This is a genomic window from Pseudomonas sp. S2_H01 (assembly GCF_054668305.1).
Map to the genome: position 1 here is coordinate 3,554,273 of NZ_CP162756.1, position 14,113 is coordinate 3,568,385.

Here is a 14,113-nt window from a genome sequence, read left to right on the forward strand (position 1 = left end):
ATGTCGGTTCGGCTGTAGACGTAACGCGCTCTTGAGAGCCTCGTTCGGGTAATGACCGCAGAGCGGGTATAGTGGCGGGCGAAAGATTGCAGAATTTACTTTGAGTAAATGAGCTATCTTGTCGCCCGCGACGAACACCCGCTCATTGTGGATGTTGCCGGAGGCGCCTTCAGGGCGCGTTCGTTGTTTCTGCTTCTGAATATATTTAACAAGCGAGGAGGACCGCCATGGGCGTGACCAATCGGTTGGCCTGTTACTCCGACCCCGCCGACCACTATTCCCATCGCGTGCGCATTGTGCTCGCCGAGAAAGGTGTCAGCGCCGAGATCATCGATGTTGTAGAGGGTCGCCATCCGGCGAAACTGATCGAGGTGAATCCGTATGGCAGCGTGCCGACGCTGGTCGATCGTGACCTGGCGTTGTACGAGTCGACGGTTGTCATGGAATACCTGGATGAGCGTTATCCTCATCCACCTTTACTGCCGGTATACCCTGTCGCACGCGCCAACAGCCGTTTGCTGATCCACAGGATCCAGCGTGACTGGTGCGGTTTGGTGGATCTGATTCTGGATCCGCGCAGCAAAGAAGCTGCTCGTGTGCAGGCGCGCAAGGAGCTGCGCGAAAGTCTGACCGGCGTCTCGCCACTGTTTGCGGAAAAACCTTTTTTCCTCAGTGACGAGCAAAGTCTGGTCGACTGCTGTCTATTGCCCATACTCTGGCGCCTGCCGATTCTGGGTATCGAGTTGCCGCGGCCTGCCAAGCCGCTGCTTGATTATATGGAGCGCCAGTTTGCGCGTGAGGCATTCCAGGCAAGTCTGTCTGCTGCCGAACGCGACATGCGCTAAGGCCTAAGGAACCGTTCGATGAACTCCAGTCGCCCCTATCTGATCCGCGCGCTTTATGAGTGGATCGTGGATAACGATTGCACGCCGCACATTCTGGTCAATGCCGAATACCCGGCGGTGCAAGTCCCGCAAGGTTTTGCCAATGACGGCCAGATCGTTCTCAATATTTCGCCGAGTGCTGTGCGTCATCTGCACATGGACAACGATGCCGTGAGCTTCGAAGGTCGTTTTGGTGGTGTTCCACACAGCCTGTACGTTCCCGTTGCCGCGGTCATGGGTATTTACGCCCGTGAAAACGGTCAGGGCATGGTCTTCGATCTGGAACCTGCCGTGGATGACGATGAAGACCTGGACGTCGAAGATGACATGCCGCCACCGGATGATGAGCCACCGCGCCCAAGCGGCCGGCCGAGTCTGAAAGTGGTCAAGTAGTGACTGCGTTGTAAACAAAAAAAGGCGATCCCTCGGGATCGCCTTTTTTATGGGGTGTCGATTGTAACTGTAGGAGCGCGCTTGCCTGTGTTGAAGCTTCAGTCGATGTACTCAAACAGTTTCACGATCTTCTGCACGCCGGAAACGCCCTGAACCAGGTTGGTTGCGCGGGTGGCTTCGGCCTGAGTCAGCAGGCCCAGCAGGTAAACGATGCCGTTCTCGGTCACGACTTTGATGCGCGAGCCGGGAATGGCGCTGTCGGTCAGCATCTCGGTCTTGATCTTGCTGGTCAGCCAGGCATCGTTGCTGCGAGCCAGCATTGAGGAAGGCTCGATCACTTGCAGTTCGTTATTGACCTTCTTGACCTTCTGCACCTGGCTGGCGGTTTGTTCGGCCAGTTGCTTGAGGTCGGCGCGGGGTGTCTGGCCGGCCAGCAGGACCACACCGTTGAAGCTGGTCACGACGATGTGCGAGTTGTTGTCCAGGTCAGGGCTGGCCTTGGCGACGTTTACCGCGACCTTGGTTTCGATCAGCGAATCGTCGATCTTGCTGCCGAAGGTGCGTGTGCCGCGATCGTCATCGATCGGGGCTTCGCGGCTGGCGTTGATCACCGAGCTGCATCCGCTGATGCCCAGGCAGAGCGTCAGGGCCAGCAGGCTGAGACGTTTGGATATCATTCTTCACTCCCGAACAATTGGCTGTCGATCAAGTCGCAGAGACAGTGGATCGTCAGCAGGTGGACTTCCTGGATACGTGCAGTGACTTTGGCCGGGACGCGGATTTCGACGTCTTCGGGCAACAGCAGCGACGCGACGTCACCTCCGTCGCGGCCGGTCAGTGCTACGACAATCATTTCCCGATCATGTGCGGCCTGGATGGCCTGAATGATGTTGGCCGAGTTGCCGCTGGTGGAGATCGCCAGCAACACGTCGCCGGGTTGGCCGAGGGCGCGGATCTGTTTGGAAAAGATTTCGTTGTAGCTGTAATCGTTGGCGATCGAGGTGATGGTAGACGTGTCCGTGGTCAGCGCAATGGCAGGCAGGCTCGGTCGCTCACGCTCGAAACGGTTGAGCAGCTCGGAAGAAAAGTGCTGCGCGTCGCCAGCCGAACCGCCGTTGCCACACGCAAGCATTTTGCCTTCGTTGAGCAGGGCGTTGACCATCACCTGGCTGGCTTGCTCGATGTAGGGTGCAAGAACGTCCATCGCCTGCTGCTTGGTATCGATGCTGGCCTGAAAAAGCTGGCGAATTCGGGATTGCATGTCCATCTATGAAAACCTTAATAGGGGCGGCTGGTCGGGGCGACGTCTAAGACAGTCATCGGCTTCCCGGCACAAAACTGTGCAGCCCGCAAAGCAAAGAGCAAAAAAACGGTGTGGGTTTGTGTGTCGGCGAGCGTGCCGGAGCAGGTGGCAATCGGCAGCATTATCAGCTGTCGAAGGCGTTCTGCAGCCAATTCAATGCAGGCCCGTTCCCTGGATCGCCATTGATCGCGACGACATCGAAACGGCACGGTGAGTCTGCCCATTTCGACTCGCGCTGCAGGAACCATTGTGCGGCCAATGTGAGCTTTTCCTGCTTGCGAGCGTCAACGCTTTCCAGTGCGCCACCCCAACCCGCGTGGCGCCGATAGCGAACTTCGACGAATACTACTGTATCGCCGTCGAGCATGACCAGATCAAGCTCGCCGCGTTTGCATGACCAGTTCTGCGTAATCAGCTGTAAGCCGTGTTTTTGAAGGTGCCGCAGGGCATAGGCTTCGGCCTCCTGCCCTGCGGTTCTACGCGTGTTGCCTGGGATCAAGGCGCGGTGTCCGGCAGGCGCTGGACCTTGCCGTCGACGAACTGTGCCCAAGGCAGTTGACGCTCGATGCGCTGACCTTGCCCGATGGCCAGACTGCCTGACAGGCCGTCGATGCGGCTATCAGGCAGTGTTTTCAGCTGAGTCAGGCGAGGCGCCAGGCGATAGGCATCGATGCCCATGGCGTACAGGCGTCCCAGGCTGCCGCCCGCTTGAGGCCATTGCGTGGTCACTTGCTGGCGCAGGGGATCGGCAGCATTCAGCAACCAAGGGGTTTCGCAGAAGCGCACGCCAGCCAGGTCGTTGTACATCGCCTGGTCGCCGCTGTTGGTAAACAGGTGCGAGGTGGCATAGACGGGCACGTCACCTGCGTACTGGAAGACCATGGTGGGTTTGATCTGCTGGGCTTGCTGCGGCGTTGCAGCGAGGAACATGAAGTCGACGTCCTGGCGGCGACTCGGCTGAGCCGCCATCTGCGCGCCGGTGGTGCTCTGCAGACGTTGTGCGCGACCTTCGCTGTTGCGCAGCTGGAACAGGTCGGCGACTTGCTGGGCCAACGCTACCGGCTGGTCGATACGTTCGACGCCAAGGAAAGTACCGCCCTTGGCCTGCCAGCTTTGACGGAAGGCATCGAGTACGCGATCACCCCATTCGCCTTTCGGCACCATGGCCACGGCGCTGCGCTTGCCGTCTGCCCAGGCACGGCGTGCAACTTCGCGCGCTTCGTCTTCGGCGGCCAGACCAAACTGGAACAGCTCGGCCGGGCCTTGTGCGGTGGCGTCACTGTAGTTCAGGGCCAGCGTGGTAATGGGCAGTTGCGGATGAGCGCTCAGCTGTTTGACCAAGGGTTTTTCCAGCGGGCCGACCACCATTTGCACGCCAGCCGCTTTGGCCTGTGCATAAAACGCGTCCATGGACGTCACGCGGGAGCTGTCGAACACTTCAATGGCCGGTGGTTTCTGACCGGCTTGCTGAGCCTGATAATGGGCCGCCATGAAGCCGTCACGCAGGGCGCGGGCGACAGAGGCGAGCGGGCCGTCCTGAGGCAGCAGCAACGCTATTTTTGTCAGCGGCACGCTTTTAAGGTCGCGCAATTGAGCCAGGGGCGTCGGCAACTGACGCGCGGCAGGGTGCTGCGGATTCTGCGCTTTCCAGTTGTCGATCGCTGCCTGTTGTTGCTCCAGCGTACCGGCGCCTTTGACCGCGCGGGCAAGGCTCAACCAGCCGCCCATGTCGTCGTTGCTCGTGCTTTGGAGCTGCTCAGGAGGCAGTGCGGCCACGAGTGTCCAGATGGCATCGTTGTTGGCCGTCAGGGCATCGCCTTGCAGCAGTGGCCCCATGAAGACACGTTCGCTGGCAGCGGCGAGGGTCTGGCCGTCGGCTTCCAGTGCGCGGGCGCGAACGGTGTGGGTGCGGGTCTGCAGATCGACCGGCATTTCACCCAGGTGCTGCATGCTCGGATGGTTGAGCGCAGTCAGTGCAGCTTTTGGCTGACTACGGCCCAATGCGAGTTCGGCGGACAGGGTGTTGGCGTAGATCTGTTTGTCAGTCTTGAGCTGATCCATCTGGACCTGCTCGAGAATGCTGGCTGCGCGCCCCGGGTTGTTCTGGCGCGCGGCGAGGTCGGCAGCGGTCAGTCGGAGCAATGCCGCCTGGTCGGGCGACTTCGCTGCGGTAGCTTGTTCGAGCAATTGCTCGATGCTGGCGTCAGGGGTGCGTGGCAATTCGCCAAGGCTGGAGGAGGGCGAACCGGCACAAGCGGCCAACAAGGCAGCCAGGCAGAGGGCAGAGAACAGCCGCAGGCAAGCGATCATGTATATGTTCCTGATACTCGAGCAAATTAGCGTGGAAGTGTACCCAAGCACTGGCCGGGGCGCGACGTTGTAGGCGTTAAAGCGGCGATATAGGTCGTCCTGAAGGGCAAAGAAGCACTTCAGTCAGGTGTTTTTCCTGTCGGTACGCGATCATGGAAACGTGTGAGCGCAAGTGTCCGTACATTTTTCAATCTCCCTGTGAGACTCGCCCGAACCTGTACAATGCCGGCTTTTACCGAACATGAGGTGTGCGCTTTGACTGCTCCGGGTGCTTTGAATTCCACTACAGGCTCGCTTTATGTGGTGGCCACGCCAATTGGCAACCTGGATGACATGAGTGTGCGTGCCCTTAAGGTGTTGCGCGAGGTGGCCCTGATTGCCGCCGAAGATACCCGGCATTCATTACGGCTGATGCAACATTTCGGCATAGCAACGCCGCTGGCTGCTTGCCACGAGCATAACGAGCGTGACGAGGGCAGCCGATTCATTGCGCGTTTGCTGGCGGGTGATAACGTGGCGCTGATCTCGGATGCGGGGACGCCGCTGATTTCCGACCCCGGTTATCACCTGGTGCGCCAGGCGCGTGCGGCGGGTATTCAGGTCGTTCCCGTTCCTGGCGCCTGTGCGCTGATCGCGGCGCTTTCAGCGGCAGGTCTGCCCTCCGACCGGTTCATCTTCGAAGGCTTTCTGCCGGCCAAGACGGTGGGGCGCAAGGCGCGTCTCGAATTGCTGAAAGAAGAACCGCGCACCGTGATTTTCTATGAGGCGCCACATCGGATTCTGGAGTGTCTGCAGGATCTGGAAGAGATTTTCGGGGCCGACCGACCGGCGGTGCTGGGGCGTGAGCTGACCAAAACGTTCGAGACCCTGAAAGGGTTGCCGTTGGGCGAGCTGCGTGCTTTTGTCGAAGGCGACAGCAATCAGCAACGTGGCGAATGCGTGGTCCTGGTGGCGGGTTGGAGCGAGCCGGAAGGCGAAGATGTCATCGGAACCGAGGCCCGACGCGTGCTGGATCTGCTGTTGCAGGAAATGCCGCTAAAACGAGCGGCTGCGCTGGCTGCCGAGATCACCGGGGTGCGCAAGAATCTGCTGTACCAGGTCGCGCTGGAGAAGCAGAAAGGCGAGTGACCGATGCCCGTCGGCCCGTCATGCAAAAGTGCGAGAGGCTTATTAAAGCTTGTTCTTGTGCCTCCCTGCCATTAACCTTGGCGGCGGAGAGTCGATTGGACAGTCGCTGCCTTTCATTGTTCCGCAATGAAGGGGGGAGGAAAGTCCGGGCTCCATAGGGCGGAGTGCCAGGTAACGCCTGGGGGGCGTGAGCCTACGGAAAGTGCCACAGAAAATAACCGCCTAAGCACTTCGGTGCCGGTAAGGGTGAAAAGGTGCGGTAAGAGCGCACCGCACGTCTGGCAACAGTTCGTGGCTAGGTAAACCCCACTCGGAGCAAGACCAAATAGGGTTCCAAGGCGTGGCCCGCGCTGGAACCGGGTAGGTTGCTAAAGATGTCCAGTGATGGCCATCGTAGAGGAATGACTGTCCTCGACAGAACCCGGCTTACAGATCGACTCTCCACCTTTTCCTTCCTCTGTTTTTTCTCGCGCAGAAACCTCCTCGTAATACCGAAAAAATCTTAAACCTCACAAATCACTTTAACTTCGAACCTTATCTTTTTGAGTGGGCTCGGATTTATCTGTAGGACCGTTCCGAATTTTTTCAAAACTCCTGCATTACCTCTCCTAAATCTCCGTCCTGTAAGGGTTTTCCTTAAGAAGTCGCCTTGACGGTGTGGTGGGCGCATTCCTATAGTGTGCGCAAGTGGCGGAAAGTGGCGTGAAGTGGGTTTTTTGAGCGCAAAAAGATAATATTCGGAGATCGCGCCTGTGTTTCGTGGTGCAAACGCAATCAATCTCGATGCAAAGGGCCGTCTCGCTATGCCGAGCCGGTACCGTGACGAGTTGGATTCGCGTAGCGCCGGCCAATTGATCGTGACCATTGATACCGTCGATCCATGCTTGTGCATCTATCCACTCCCGGAATGGGAGCTGATCGAAGCCAAATTGCGTGAGCTCGCCACTTTTCGTGAAGAAAACCGCCGTCTGCAGCGACTGTTGATCGGTAACGCGGTTGATCTGGAACTGGATGGCAGTGGGCGTTTTCTGGTGCCGCCACGTTTGCGTGAGTACGCCAAGCTCGACAAGCGAGTGATGCTGGTAGGCCAGCTGAACAAGTTTCAACTGTGGGATGAGGACGCCTGGAACGCACTTGCTGATGCGGACCTTGCGGCCATTCAAAAACCGGGCGCGATGCCTGATGAACTGCGTGATTTGATCCTGTGACTATGAATAGCGGCTTTACCCACATCACCGTACTGCTCGAAGAAGCCGTCGAGGCTCTCGCGGTGCGCGCTGATGGCTGCTATCTGGATGGCACATTCGGGCGAGGCGGGCACAGTCGTCTCATCCTGCAGAACCTTGGGCCGGATGGCCGGCTTCTCGGGTTCGATAAAGATCCTCAAGCGATTGCCACAGGGCAAGCGCTGGCGGCCGAAGACGGCCGCTTTGTCATTGTGCAGCGCAGCTTTGCCGAGCTCGGTTCGGAAGCTCTGGAACGCGGCCTGGCAGGAAAAGTGAGCGGCGTTCTGCTTGATCTTGGCGTTTCCTCACCGCAGCTGGACGATCCCGAGCGCGGCTTCAGCTTCATGAATGATGGTCCGCTGGACATGCGCATGGACCCGTCTCGCGGGATCAGCGCGGCAGAGTTCGTCAACACGGCACCTGCCGAAGAAATCGCGCGTGTCTTCAAGGAATACGGCGAAGAGCGCTTCGCCCGGCGCATGGCCGGTGCCGTGGTCGCCCGTCGGGAAACGCAGCCGTTCGAACGCACCGCTGACCTCGCTGAGGTCCTGAAGGTCGCCAACCCTGCGTGGGAAAAAGGCAAGAACCCGGCGACCCGCGCATTCCAAGGGCTGCGTATTCACGTCAATAACGAATTGGGCGATCTGGAAGCGGGCCTCGATGCTGCGCTGGAAAACCTTGAGGTTGGTGGCCGTCTGGTCGTCATCAGCTTCCATTCGCTGGAAGACCGCATCGTCAAACTGTTCATGCGCAAGCTGGTCAAGGGCGAGGCGGACAACATGCCGCGCAACCTGCCGATCCGCCATCAAGCATTCGAGCCACGCATCAAAATTATCGGCAAGGCACAATTTGCTTCTGATGACGAAACCCGTGCCAACCCACGTTCGCGCAGTGCTGTCATGCGTGTTGCGGAGAAACTACGGTGAGCCGCGGTTTCTTCAAGCCATTGCCGGCCGGCAGCTTCTTCATGATGCTGCTGTTCATTGCCGTCCTCGTGTCGGCAATCGCCGTTTCCTACAGTGCTCACTGGAATCGTCAGTTGCTCAACTCGCTGTACGCCGAGCTCAGCGTTCGCGACAAGGCGCAAGCCGAGTGGGGACGGTTGATTCTTGAGCAAAGCACCTGGACCGCACACAGCCGTATCGAAGCGCTGGCAACCGATCAGCTGAAAATGCGTATCCCGAACGCCGCGGACATCCGGATGGTGTCGCCATGATGAAGCTCGAAGGGGCACTCTATCCTTGGCGGTTCCGCGTCGTGGTCGGGCTCTTGTCGATCATGGTTTTGGCGATCTGCTATCGCATCGTCGACCTGCAGGTCATCGATCATCGGTTCCTGATCGAGCAGGGCGACGCACGCAGCTTGCGCACCGTTTCCATCCCGGCTCACCGGGGGCTGATCACCGACCGTAACGGCGAGCCCTTGGCCGTGAGTACGCCGGTGACCACCATCTGGGCCAACCCGTCCGAGATGCAGGCCGACAAGAGCAAATGGGGTCTGCTGGCGCAGGCGCTGGGTCAGGACCCGAAGGCGCTCACCGAGCGTCTGAATGAACAGTCCACCAAAGAGTTCATCTATCTGGTTCGCGGGCTTACCCCGGAGCAGGGACAGTCTGTACTTGATCTGAAAGTGCCGGGCGTTTACGGCAAGGAAGAATTCCGTCGCTTCTATCCGGCCGGTGATGTCACCGCGCACATGGTGGGATTCACCGACCTCGACGACCACGGTCGCGAAGGTGTCGAGCTTGCGTACGACGACTGGCTCGCGGGGGTGCCGGGCAAACGGCAAGTCATCAAGGATCGGCGCGGCAGGTTGATCAAAGACCTGCAAGTGAAGAAAAACGCCAAGGCCGGGAAGACCTTGGCTTTGTCTATTGATCTGCGCCTGCAATATCTGGCGACCCGCGAGCTGCGTAACGCGATTCAGGAGAATGACGCCAAAGCCGGCAGCCTGGTGATCATGGACGTGAAGACCGGCGAAGTGCTGGCGATGGTCAATCAGCCTACCTACAACCCGAACAACCGCCGCACCATGGTGCCGGCCGCCATGCGTAACCGCGCGATCATCGACGTGTTTGAACCGGGTTCGACCATGAAACCGATCTCGATGACCGCTGCGCTCGACAGTGGCCGCTGGAAGCCCAGCGACAAGGTCGAGGTCTATCCAGGCACGCTGCAGATCGGTAAATACACCATCCGTGACGTGACCAAGACCGAAGGTCCGATCCTCGATCTGACCGGCATCCTGATCAACTCCAGTAACGTGGGCATGAGTAAAGTTGCGTTCGACGTCGGCGGTGAAGCGATTTTCCGTGCCATGCAGCGTGTCGGCCTCGGCCAGTACACCGGCCTGGGCTTCCCGGGCGAGCGCGTGGGCAACCTGCCGAACTACCGTGAATGGCGCAAGGCGGAAACCGCGACCCTGTCATACGGCTACGGTCTTTCGGTCACTGCTTTGCAACTGGTGCACGCCTACTCGGCGCTGGCCAATAACGGCAAGATCGTCCCGCTGACCATCCTGAAAACCGACAAGCCCGCGGAGTCGACCCAGGCAATTCCGGAAGCGACGGCGAAAACCCTGCAAGGCATGCTGCAACAAGTCATCGAGGACCCGCGTGGCGTTTATCGTGCGCGTGTGCCGTCCTACCACGTAGCAGGCAAATCGGGTACCGCACGCAAGACGTCGGTCGGCACCAAGGGTTACGCCGAGAACTCCTACCGCTCGCTGTTCGCCGGCTTCGGTCCGATGAGCAATCCGCGTTACGCGATAGTGGTGGTCATTGATGAACCGAGCAAAGGTGGATACTACGGGGGCCTGGTTTCCGCGCCCGTGTTCAGCAAAGTAATGTCGGGCACATTGCGCCTCATGAACGTGCGTCCGGACAACCTCGCACCGATTCCACCTGAACAGCAAGCCAACGCCGCTCCGGCCGCCGTTCCAGTCAAGGGAGGGCGCGGCTGATGTCCTTTAACTTGAGCAAGATTTTCTCCCAGAGCGATCGTGACCTGTTGATTCGCGAACTGACGCTGGACAGCCGTAAGGTGCGTCCGGGCGATCTGTTTCTGGCGATTCCGGGTCTGAAGGTCGATGGGCGCGACCACATCACCGATGCCATCGCCCATGGCGCCGCCGCTGTCGCCTATGAAGTCGAAGGCGCCAAGGTGCTTCCGATCACTGATATCCCGATGATTCCGGTCAAAGGGCTGGCTGGGCAGCTGTCGGACATCGCCGGCCGTTTTTACGGCGACCCGAGTCGCGCCATGAACCTGGTCGGGGTGACCGGCACGAACGGCAAGACCAGCGTCACTCAACTGATTGCGCAGGCCCTGGACAAACTGGGTCAGCATTGCGGGCTGATCGGTACGCTGGGTACGGGTTTCTACAGCGATTTGAAAAGCGGTATCCACACCACACCTGATCCGATTTCCGTTCAGTCCACTATCTACGACCTGAAAAAGGCGGGTGCCAAAGCCATCGCCATGGAAGTGTCGTCGCACGGTCTGGATCAGGGTCGTGTAACGGCGTTGGCATTCGACGTTGCCGTCATGACCAACCTGTCGCGTGATCATCTGGATTATCACGGCACGATGGAAGCCTATGGCGCCGCCAAGGCCAAGCTGTTTGCCTGGAACGACCTGCGTTGCCGCGTGATCAACCTTGACGACGCGTTCGGCCGCCAGCTGGCAGCCGCGCCTCATGCATCGCGCCTGATCACGTATAGCCAGGAAGACAGCAGCGCCTATCTGTTCTGCCGCGACGCGCATTTCGATGACGATGGCGTGCGCGCCACGCTCGTGACGCCGCAAGGCGATCACGCCCTGCGCAGCAGTCTGCTGGGTCGCTTCAACCTGAGTAACGTGCTGGCAGCGGTCGGCGCGTTGATGGGCCTTGATTACCCGCTGGACGACATTCTCAAAGTGCTGCCGAGCCTCGAAGGCCCGGTTGGTCGCATGCAGCGTCTGGGCGGCGGGTCGCGTCCATTGGTGGTCGTTGATTACGCCCACACGCCGGATGCGCTGGAAAAAGTACTCGCAGCATTGCGCCCGCATGCCAAAGGGCAACTGACCTGCCTGTTCGGTTGCGGGGGCGATCGTGATCGCGGCAAACGCCCGTTGATGGCCGAAGTGGTCGAGCGTCTGGCCGACAAGGTTCTGGTGACCGACGACAACCCGAGAACAGAAGACCCTGTGCGTATCTTCGACGACATTCGGGCGGGCTTCAGCGCGGTGGATAACGTCGCGTTCGTCGCCGGTCGTGGTCAGGCCATCGCGCAGATCATCGCTCAGGCCCAAGCCGCCGACGTGATCGTGCTGGCTGGCAAGGGGCACGAGGATTACCAGGAAATCGATGGCCAGCGTCATCCGTTTTCCGATCTTGAAGAAGCCGCCAAGGCACTGGACGCATGGGAGGCTGCACATGCTTAAGCCACTTTCGTTCAGCGAACTGTTGCTGCCACTCGACGCGCGTCGGGTCGGCGATGATTGCAGCTTTACCGGCGTCAGCATCGACAGCCGGGCAATCACTCCGGGTCAGTTGTTTGTGGCGCTCACCGGCCCGCGTTTCGACGGCCACGACTATCTTGACCAGGTTGCCGCCAAAGGTGCGGTAGGGGCATTGGTCGAGCGCGAAATTCCAGGCAGTTCGTTGCCACAACTGATCGTGGGCGACACTCGCAAGGCACTCGCTCAGTTGGGCGCGATGAACCGTAACGCCTTTATAGACAAGCCGGTGGCTGCCATCACTGGTTCCAGCGGGAAAACCACGGTCAAGGAAATGCTCGCGAGCATTTTGCGTACGCGGGGTCCAGTGCTGGCAACCCGTGGCAACCTGAATAACGAACTGGGTGTTCCCCTCACCTTGCTCGAACTGTCGCCTGCGGTTGACGCGGCGGTCATCGAGCTGGGCGCCTCGCGGGTCGGCGAAATCGCCTTTACCGTCAGCCTGACCAAGCCTCACGTCGTGGTGCTCACCAACGCCGGGACCGCGCACGTCGGTGAATTCGGCGGGCCAGAGAAAATCGTCCAAGCCAAAGGCGAAATCATCGAAGGTCTCGATGCCCGCGGCGTTGCGGTGTTGAACCGCGACGACAAGGCATTCGACATCTGGGTGGCCCGCGCTGCCGGTCGTAAAGTGCTGAGTTTTTCTCGCAACAGCGGCCTGGCGGACTTTTACGCTACGGACCTGGGCATCGATGCTCGCGGCTGCCCGACCTTCACGCTGAACGGGCCAACCGGTTCGGCGCAGGTTCAATTGAATCTTCTCGGTGCGCACAACGTTGCCAATGCGCTGGCCGCCGCGGCTGCCGCGTACGCGCTGGACGTGTCGCTGCCGGGCATCGTGACCGGGCTCAACGACGTTCAGCCGGTCAAAGGGCGGACCGTTGCGCAACTGGCGACCAATGGTGTTCGCGTGATCGATGACACCTACAACGCCAACCCGGGTTCCGTGGCGGCGGCCACCGATATTCTCGCCGGCTTCGCGGGCCGTACCGTGCTGGTGCTGGGCGATATCGGCGAGCTGGGCGACTGGGCCGAGCAGGGGCACCGTGACGTCGGCGAGTACGCCGCCGGCAAGGTTGATGCCCTGTATGCCGTTGGTCCACTGATGGCCCATGCCGTCAAAGCTTTCGGGCAGGATGCGCGCCATTTTGCCAATCAGGCCGACCTGATCGAGGCGCTGCGCGCCGAGCAAGATAAAAACACAACCCTTTTGATCAAAGGTTCCCGCAGTGCCGCGATGGAAAACGTCGTGGCGGCGCTGTGTGCTACTAGCTTGGAGAAACATTAATGCTGCTGCTGCTGGCCGAGTATCTGCAACAGTTCTACAAAGGCTTCGCGGTCTTCCAGTACCTGACCCTGCGCGGGATCCTTGGCGTGCTCACCGCACTGTCATTGTCGCTCTGCCTCGGTCCCTGGATGATCCGTGCCCTGCAGAACAAGCAGATCGGCCAATCCGTCCGTAACGACGGTCCTCAATCGCACCTGTCCAAATCCGGCACCCCGACAATGGGCGGCGCGCTGATTCTGTCCGCCATCGGCGTCAGTACGCTGCTGTGGGCTGACCTGAGCAACCGTTACGTGTGGGTCGTACTCATCGTGACCCTGTTGTTTGGTGGCATTGGCTGGGTTGACGACTACCGCAAGGTGATCGAGAAAAACTCCAAAGGCTTGCCAAGCCGCTGGAAGTACTTCTGGCAGTCGGTATTTGGCCTGGGTGCTGCGATCTTCCTTTATATGACTGCGCAATCCCCGGTGGAAACCACGCTGCTGATCCCGATGCTCAAGGATTTCAGCATTCCGTTGGGCATCGGTTTCGTCGTCCTGACCTACTTCGTGATCGTCGGCTCCAGCAACGCCGTGAACCTGACCGATGGCCTGGACGGCCTGGCGATCCTGCCGACGGTGATGGTCGGTGGTGCGCTGGGTATTTTCTGCTACCTGTCCGGCAACGTGAAATTCGCCGAGTACCTGCTGATTCCTTACGTGCCGGGCGCAGGCGAGCTGATTGTGTTCTGCGGCGCGTTGATCGGTGCGGGTCTGGGCTTTCTCTGGTTCAACACCTATCCCGCTCAAGTCTTCATGGGCGACGTGGGCGCGCTGGCGCTGGGCGCAGCCCTTGGCACCATCGCGGTGATCGTTCGTCAGGAAATCGTTCTGTTCATCATGGGCGGCGTGTTCGTGATGGAAACCCTGTCAGTCGTCATTCAGGTCGCATCCTTTAAATTGACCGGCCGCCGCGTTTTCCGCATGGCGCCGATCCACCACCACTTTGAACTCAAAGGCTGGCCCGAGCCTCGCGTGATCGTCCGTTTCTGGATCATCACGGTGATTCTCGTGCTGATCGGTCTTGCCACGTTGAAACTGAGGTAG

Annotated in this window: 14 protein-coding genes and 1 other RNA gene; 11 read left to right on the forward strand and 4 right to left on the reverse strand. The window is 59.7% G+C overall.

Annotation, left to right across the window (positions count from 1 at the left end):
* The first annotated feature begins 227 nt into the window (after positions 1 to 227).
* Together AB4N84_RS15895 and AB4N84_RS15900 are read left to right on the forward strand one after the other, a co-directional pair.
* Entirely contained in the window at positions 228 to 845 is a 618-nt protein-coding gene (locus AB4N84_RS15895; RefSeq protein ID WP_074753905.1) for a glutathione S-transferase N-terminal domain-containing protein, read from the forward strand.
* An 18-nt stretch (positions 846 to 863) separates the two neighbouring features.
* On the forward strand, positions 864 to 1,277 hold the full coding sequence (locus AB4N84_RS15900; protein WP_074753907.1) for a ClpXP protease specificity-enhancing factor: 414 nt from the start codon (positions 864 to 866) through the stop codon (positions 1,275 to 1,277).
* A gap of 98 nt (positions 1,278 to 1,375) precedes the next feature.
* Here the strand turns inward: AB4N84_RS15900 and AB4N84_RS15905 are convergent, their stop codons facing one another.
* From AB4N84_RS15905 to AB4N84_RS15920, 4 genes are all read right to left on the reverse strand, one after another.
* Complete coding sequence (locus tag AB4N84_RS15905; protein WP_460042180.1) at positions 1,376 to 1,954, reverse strand: BON domain-containing protein; 579 nt, start codon at positions 1,952 to 1,954, stop codon at positions 1,376 to 1,378.
* Positions 1,951 to 2,544, reverse strand: a complete 594-nt coding sequence (locus AB4N84_RS15910) for a phosphoheptose isomerase (RefSeq protein WP_074753911.1) — start codon at positions 2,542 to 2,544, stop codon at positions 1,951 to 1,953. Before AB4N84_RS15910 ends, AB4N84_RS15905 begins: the two co-directional genes overlap by 4 nt.
* 160 nt (positions 2,545 to 2,704) lie before the next feature.
* Positions 2,705 to 3,079 (reverse strand): YraN family protein, encoded by a 375-nt coding sequence (locus AB4N84_RS15915; protein ID WP_083370699.1) that lies wholly within the window; start codon positions 3,077 to 3,079, stop codon positions 2,705 to 2,707.
* Positions 3,076 to 4,890 carry a penicillin-binding protein activator gene (locus tag AB4N84_RS15920; protein WP_460042181.1) on the reverse strand — a complete coding sequence of 605 codons (1,815 nt, stop codon included), beginning with the start codon at positions 4,888 to 4,890 and terminating at the stop codon, positions 3,076 to 3,078. Before AB4N84_RS15920 ends, AB4N84_RS15915 begins: the two co-directional genes overlap by 4 nt.
* A 222-nt stretch (positions 4,891 to 5,112) precedes the next feature.
* Between AB4N84_RS15920 and rsmI the strand changes: the two genes are divergently transcribed.
* From rsmI to mraY, 9 genes are all read left to right on the forward strand, one after another.
* Positions 5,113 to 6,018 carry a 16S rRNA (cytidine(1402)-2'-O)-methyltransferase gene (gene rsmI, locus AB4N84_RS15925; RefSeq protein ID WP_460042182.1) on the forward strand — a complete coding sequence of 302 codons (906 nt, stop codon included), beginning with the start codon at positions 5,113 to 5,115 and terminating at the stop codon, positions 6,016 to 6,018.
* An 87-nt stretch (positions 6,019 to 6,105) separates the two neighbouring features.
* Positions 6,106 to 6,463: RNase P RNA component class A (rnpB, locus tag AB4N84_RS15930), an RNA gene on the forward strand.
* A 307-nt stretch (positions 6,464 to 6,770) separates the two neighbouring features.
* Positions 6,771 to 7,226, forward strand: coding sequence for a division/cell wall cluster transcriptional repressor MraZ (gene mraZ / locus AB4N84_RS15935; protein ID WP_037017349.1), 456 nt, complete (start codon positions 6,771 to 6,773; stop codon positions 7,224 to 7,226).
* Positions 7,227 to 7,228: 2 nt separating this feature from the next.
* Positions 7,229 to 8,170: a 16S rRNA (cytosine(1402)-N(4))-methyltransferase RsmH gene (gene rsmH / locus AB4N84_RS15940; protein ID WP_460047037.1), complete on the forward strand. Its 942-nt coding sequence runs from the start codon at positions 7,229 to 7,231 to the stop codon at positions 8,168 to 8,170.
* Positions 8,167 to 8,460: a cell division protein FtsL gene (ftsL, locus tag AB4N84_RS15945; protein ID WP_074753917.1), complete on the forward strand. Its 294-nt coding sequence runs from the start codon at positions 8,167 to 8,169 to the stop codon at positions 8,458 to 8,460. The genes rsmH and ftsL overlap by 4 nt, the downstream gene beginning before the upstream one ends.
* Positions 8,457 to 10,205: a peptidoglycan D,D-transpeptidase FtsI family protein gene (locus tag AB4N84_RS15950; RefSeq protein WP_074753919.1), complete on the forward strand. Its 1,749-nt coding sequence runs from the start codon at positions 8,457 to 8,459 to the stop codon at positions 10,203 to 10,205. Before ftsL ends, AB4N84_RS15950 begins: the two co-directional genes overlap by 4 nt.
* Positions 10,205 to 11,668: a UDP-N-acetylmuramoyl-L-alanyl-D-glutamate--2,6-diaminopimelate ligase gene (locus AB4N84_RS15955; RefSeq protein WP_460042183.1), complete on the forward strand. Its 1,464-nt coding sequence runs from the start codon at positions 10,205 to 10,207 to the stop codon at positions 11,666 to 11,668. The genes AB4N84_RS15950 and AB4N84_RS15955 overlap by 1 nt, the downstream gene beginning before the upstream one ends.
* Positions 11,661 to 13,031: a UDP-N-acetylmuramoyl-tripeptide--D-alanyl-D-alanine ligase gene (locus tag AB4N84_RS15960; protein WP_460042184.1), complete on the forward strand. Its 1,371-nt coding sequence runs from the start codon at positions 11,661 to 11,663 to the stop codon at positions 13,029 to 13,031. The genes AB4N84_RS15955 and AB4N84_RS15960 overlap by 8 nt, the downstream gene beginning before the upstream one ends.
* Positions 13,031 to 14,113: a phospho-N-acetylmuramoyl-pentapeptide-transferase gene (gene mraY / locus AB4N84_RS15965; RefSeq protein WP_074753925.1), complete on the forward strand. Its 1,083-nt coding sequence runs from the start codon at positions 13,031 to 13,033 to the stop codon at positions 14,111 to 14,113. Before AB4N84_RS15960 ends, mraY begins: the two co-directional genes overlap by 1 nt.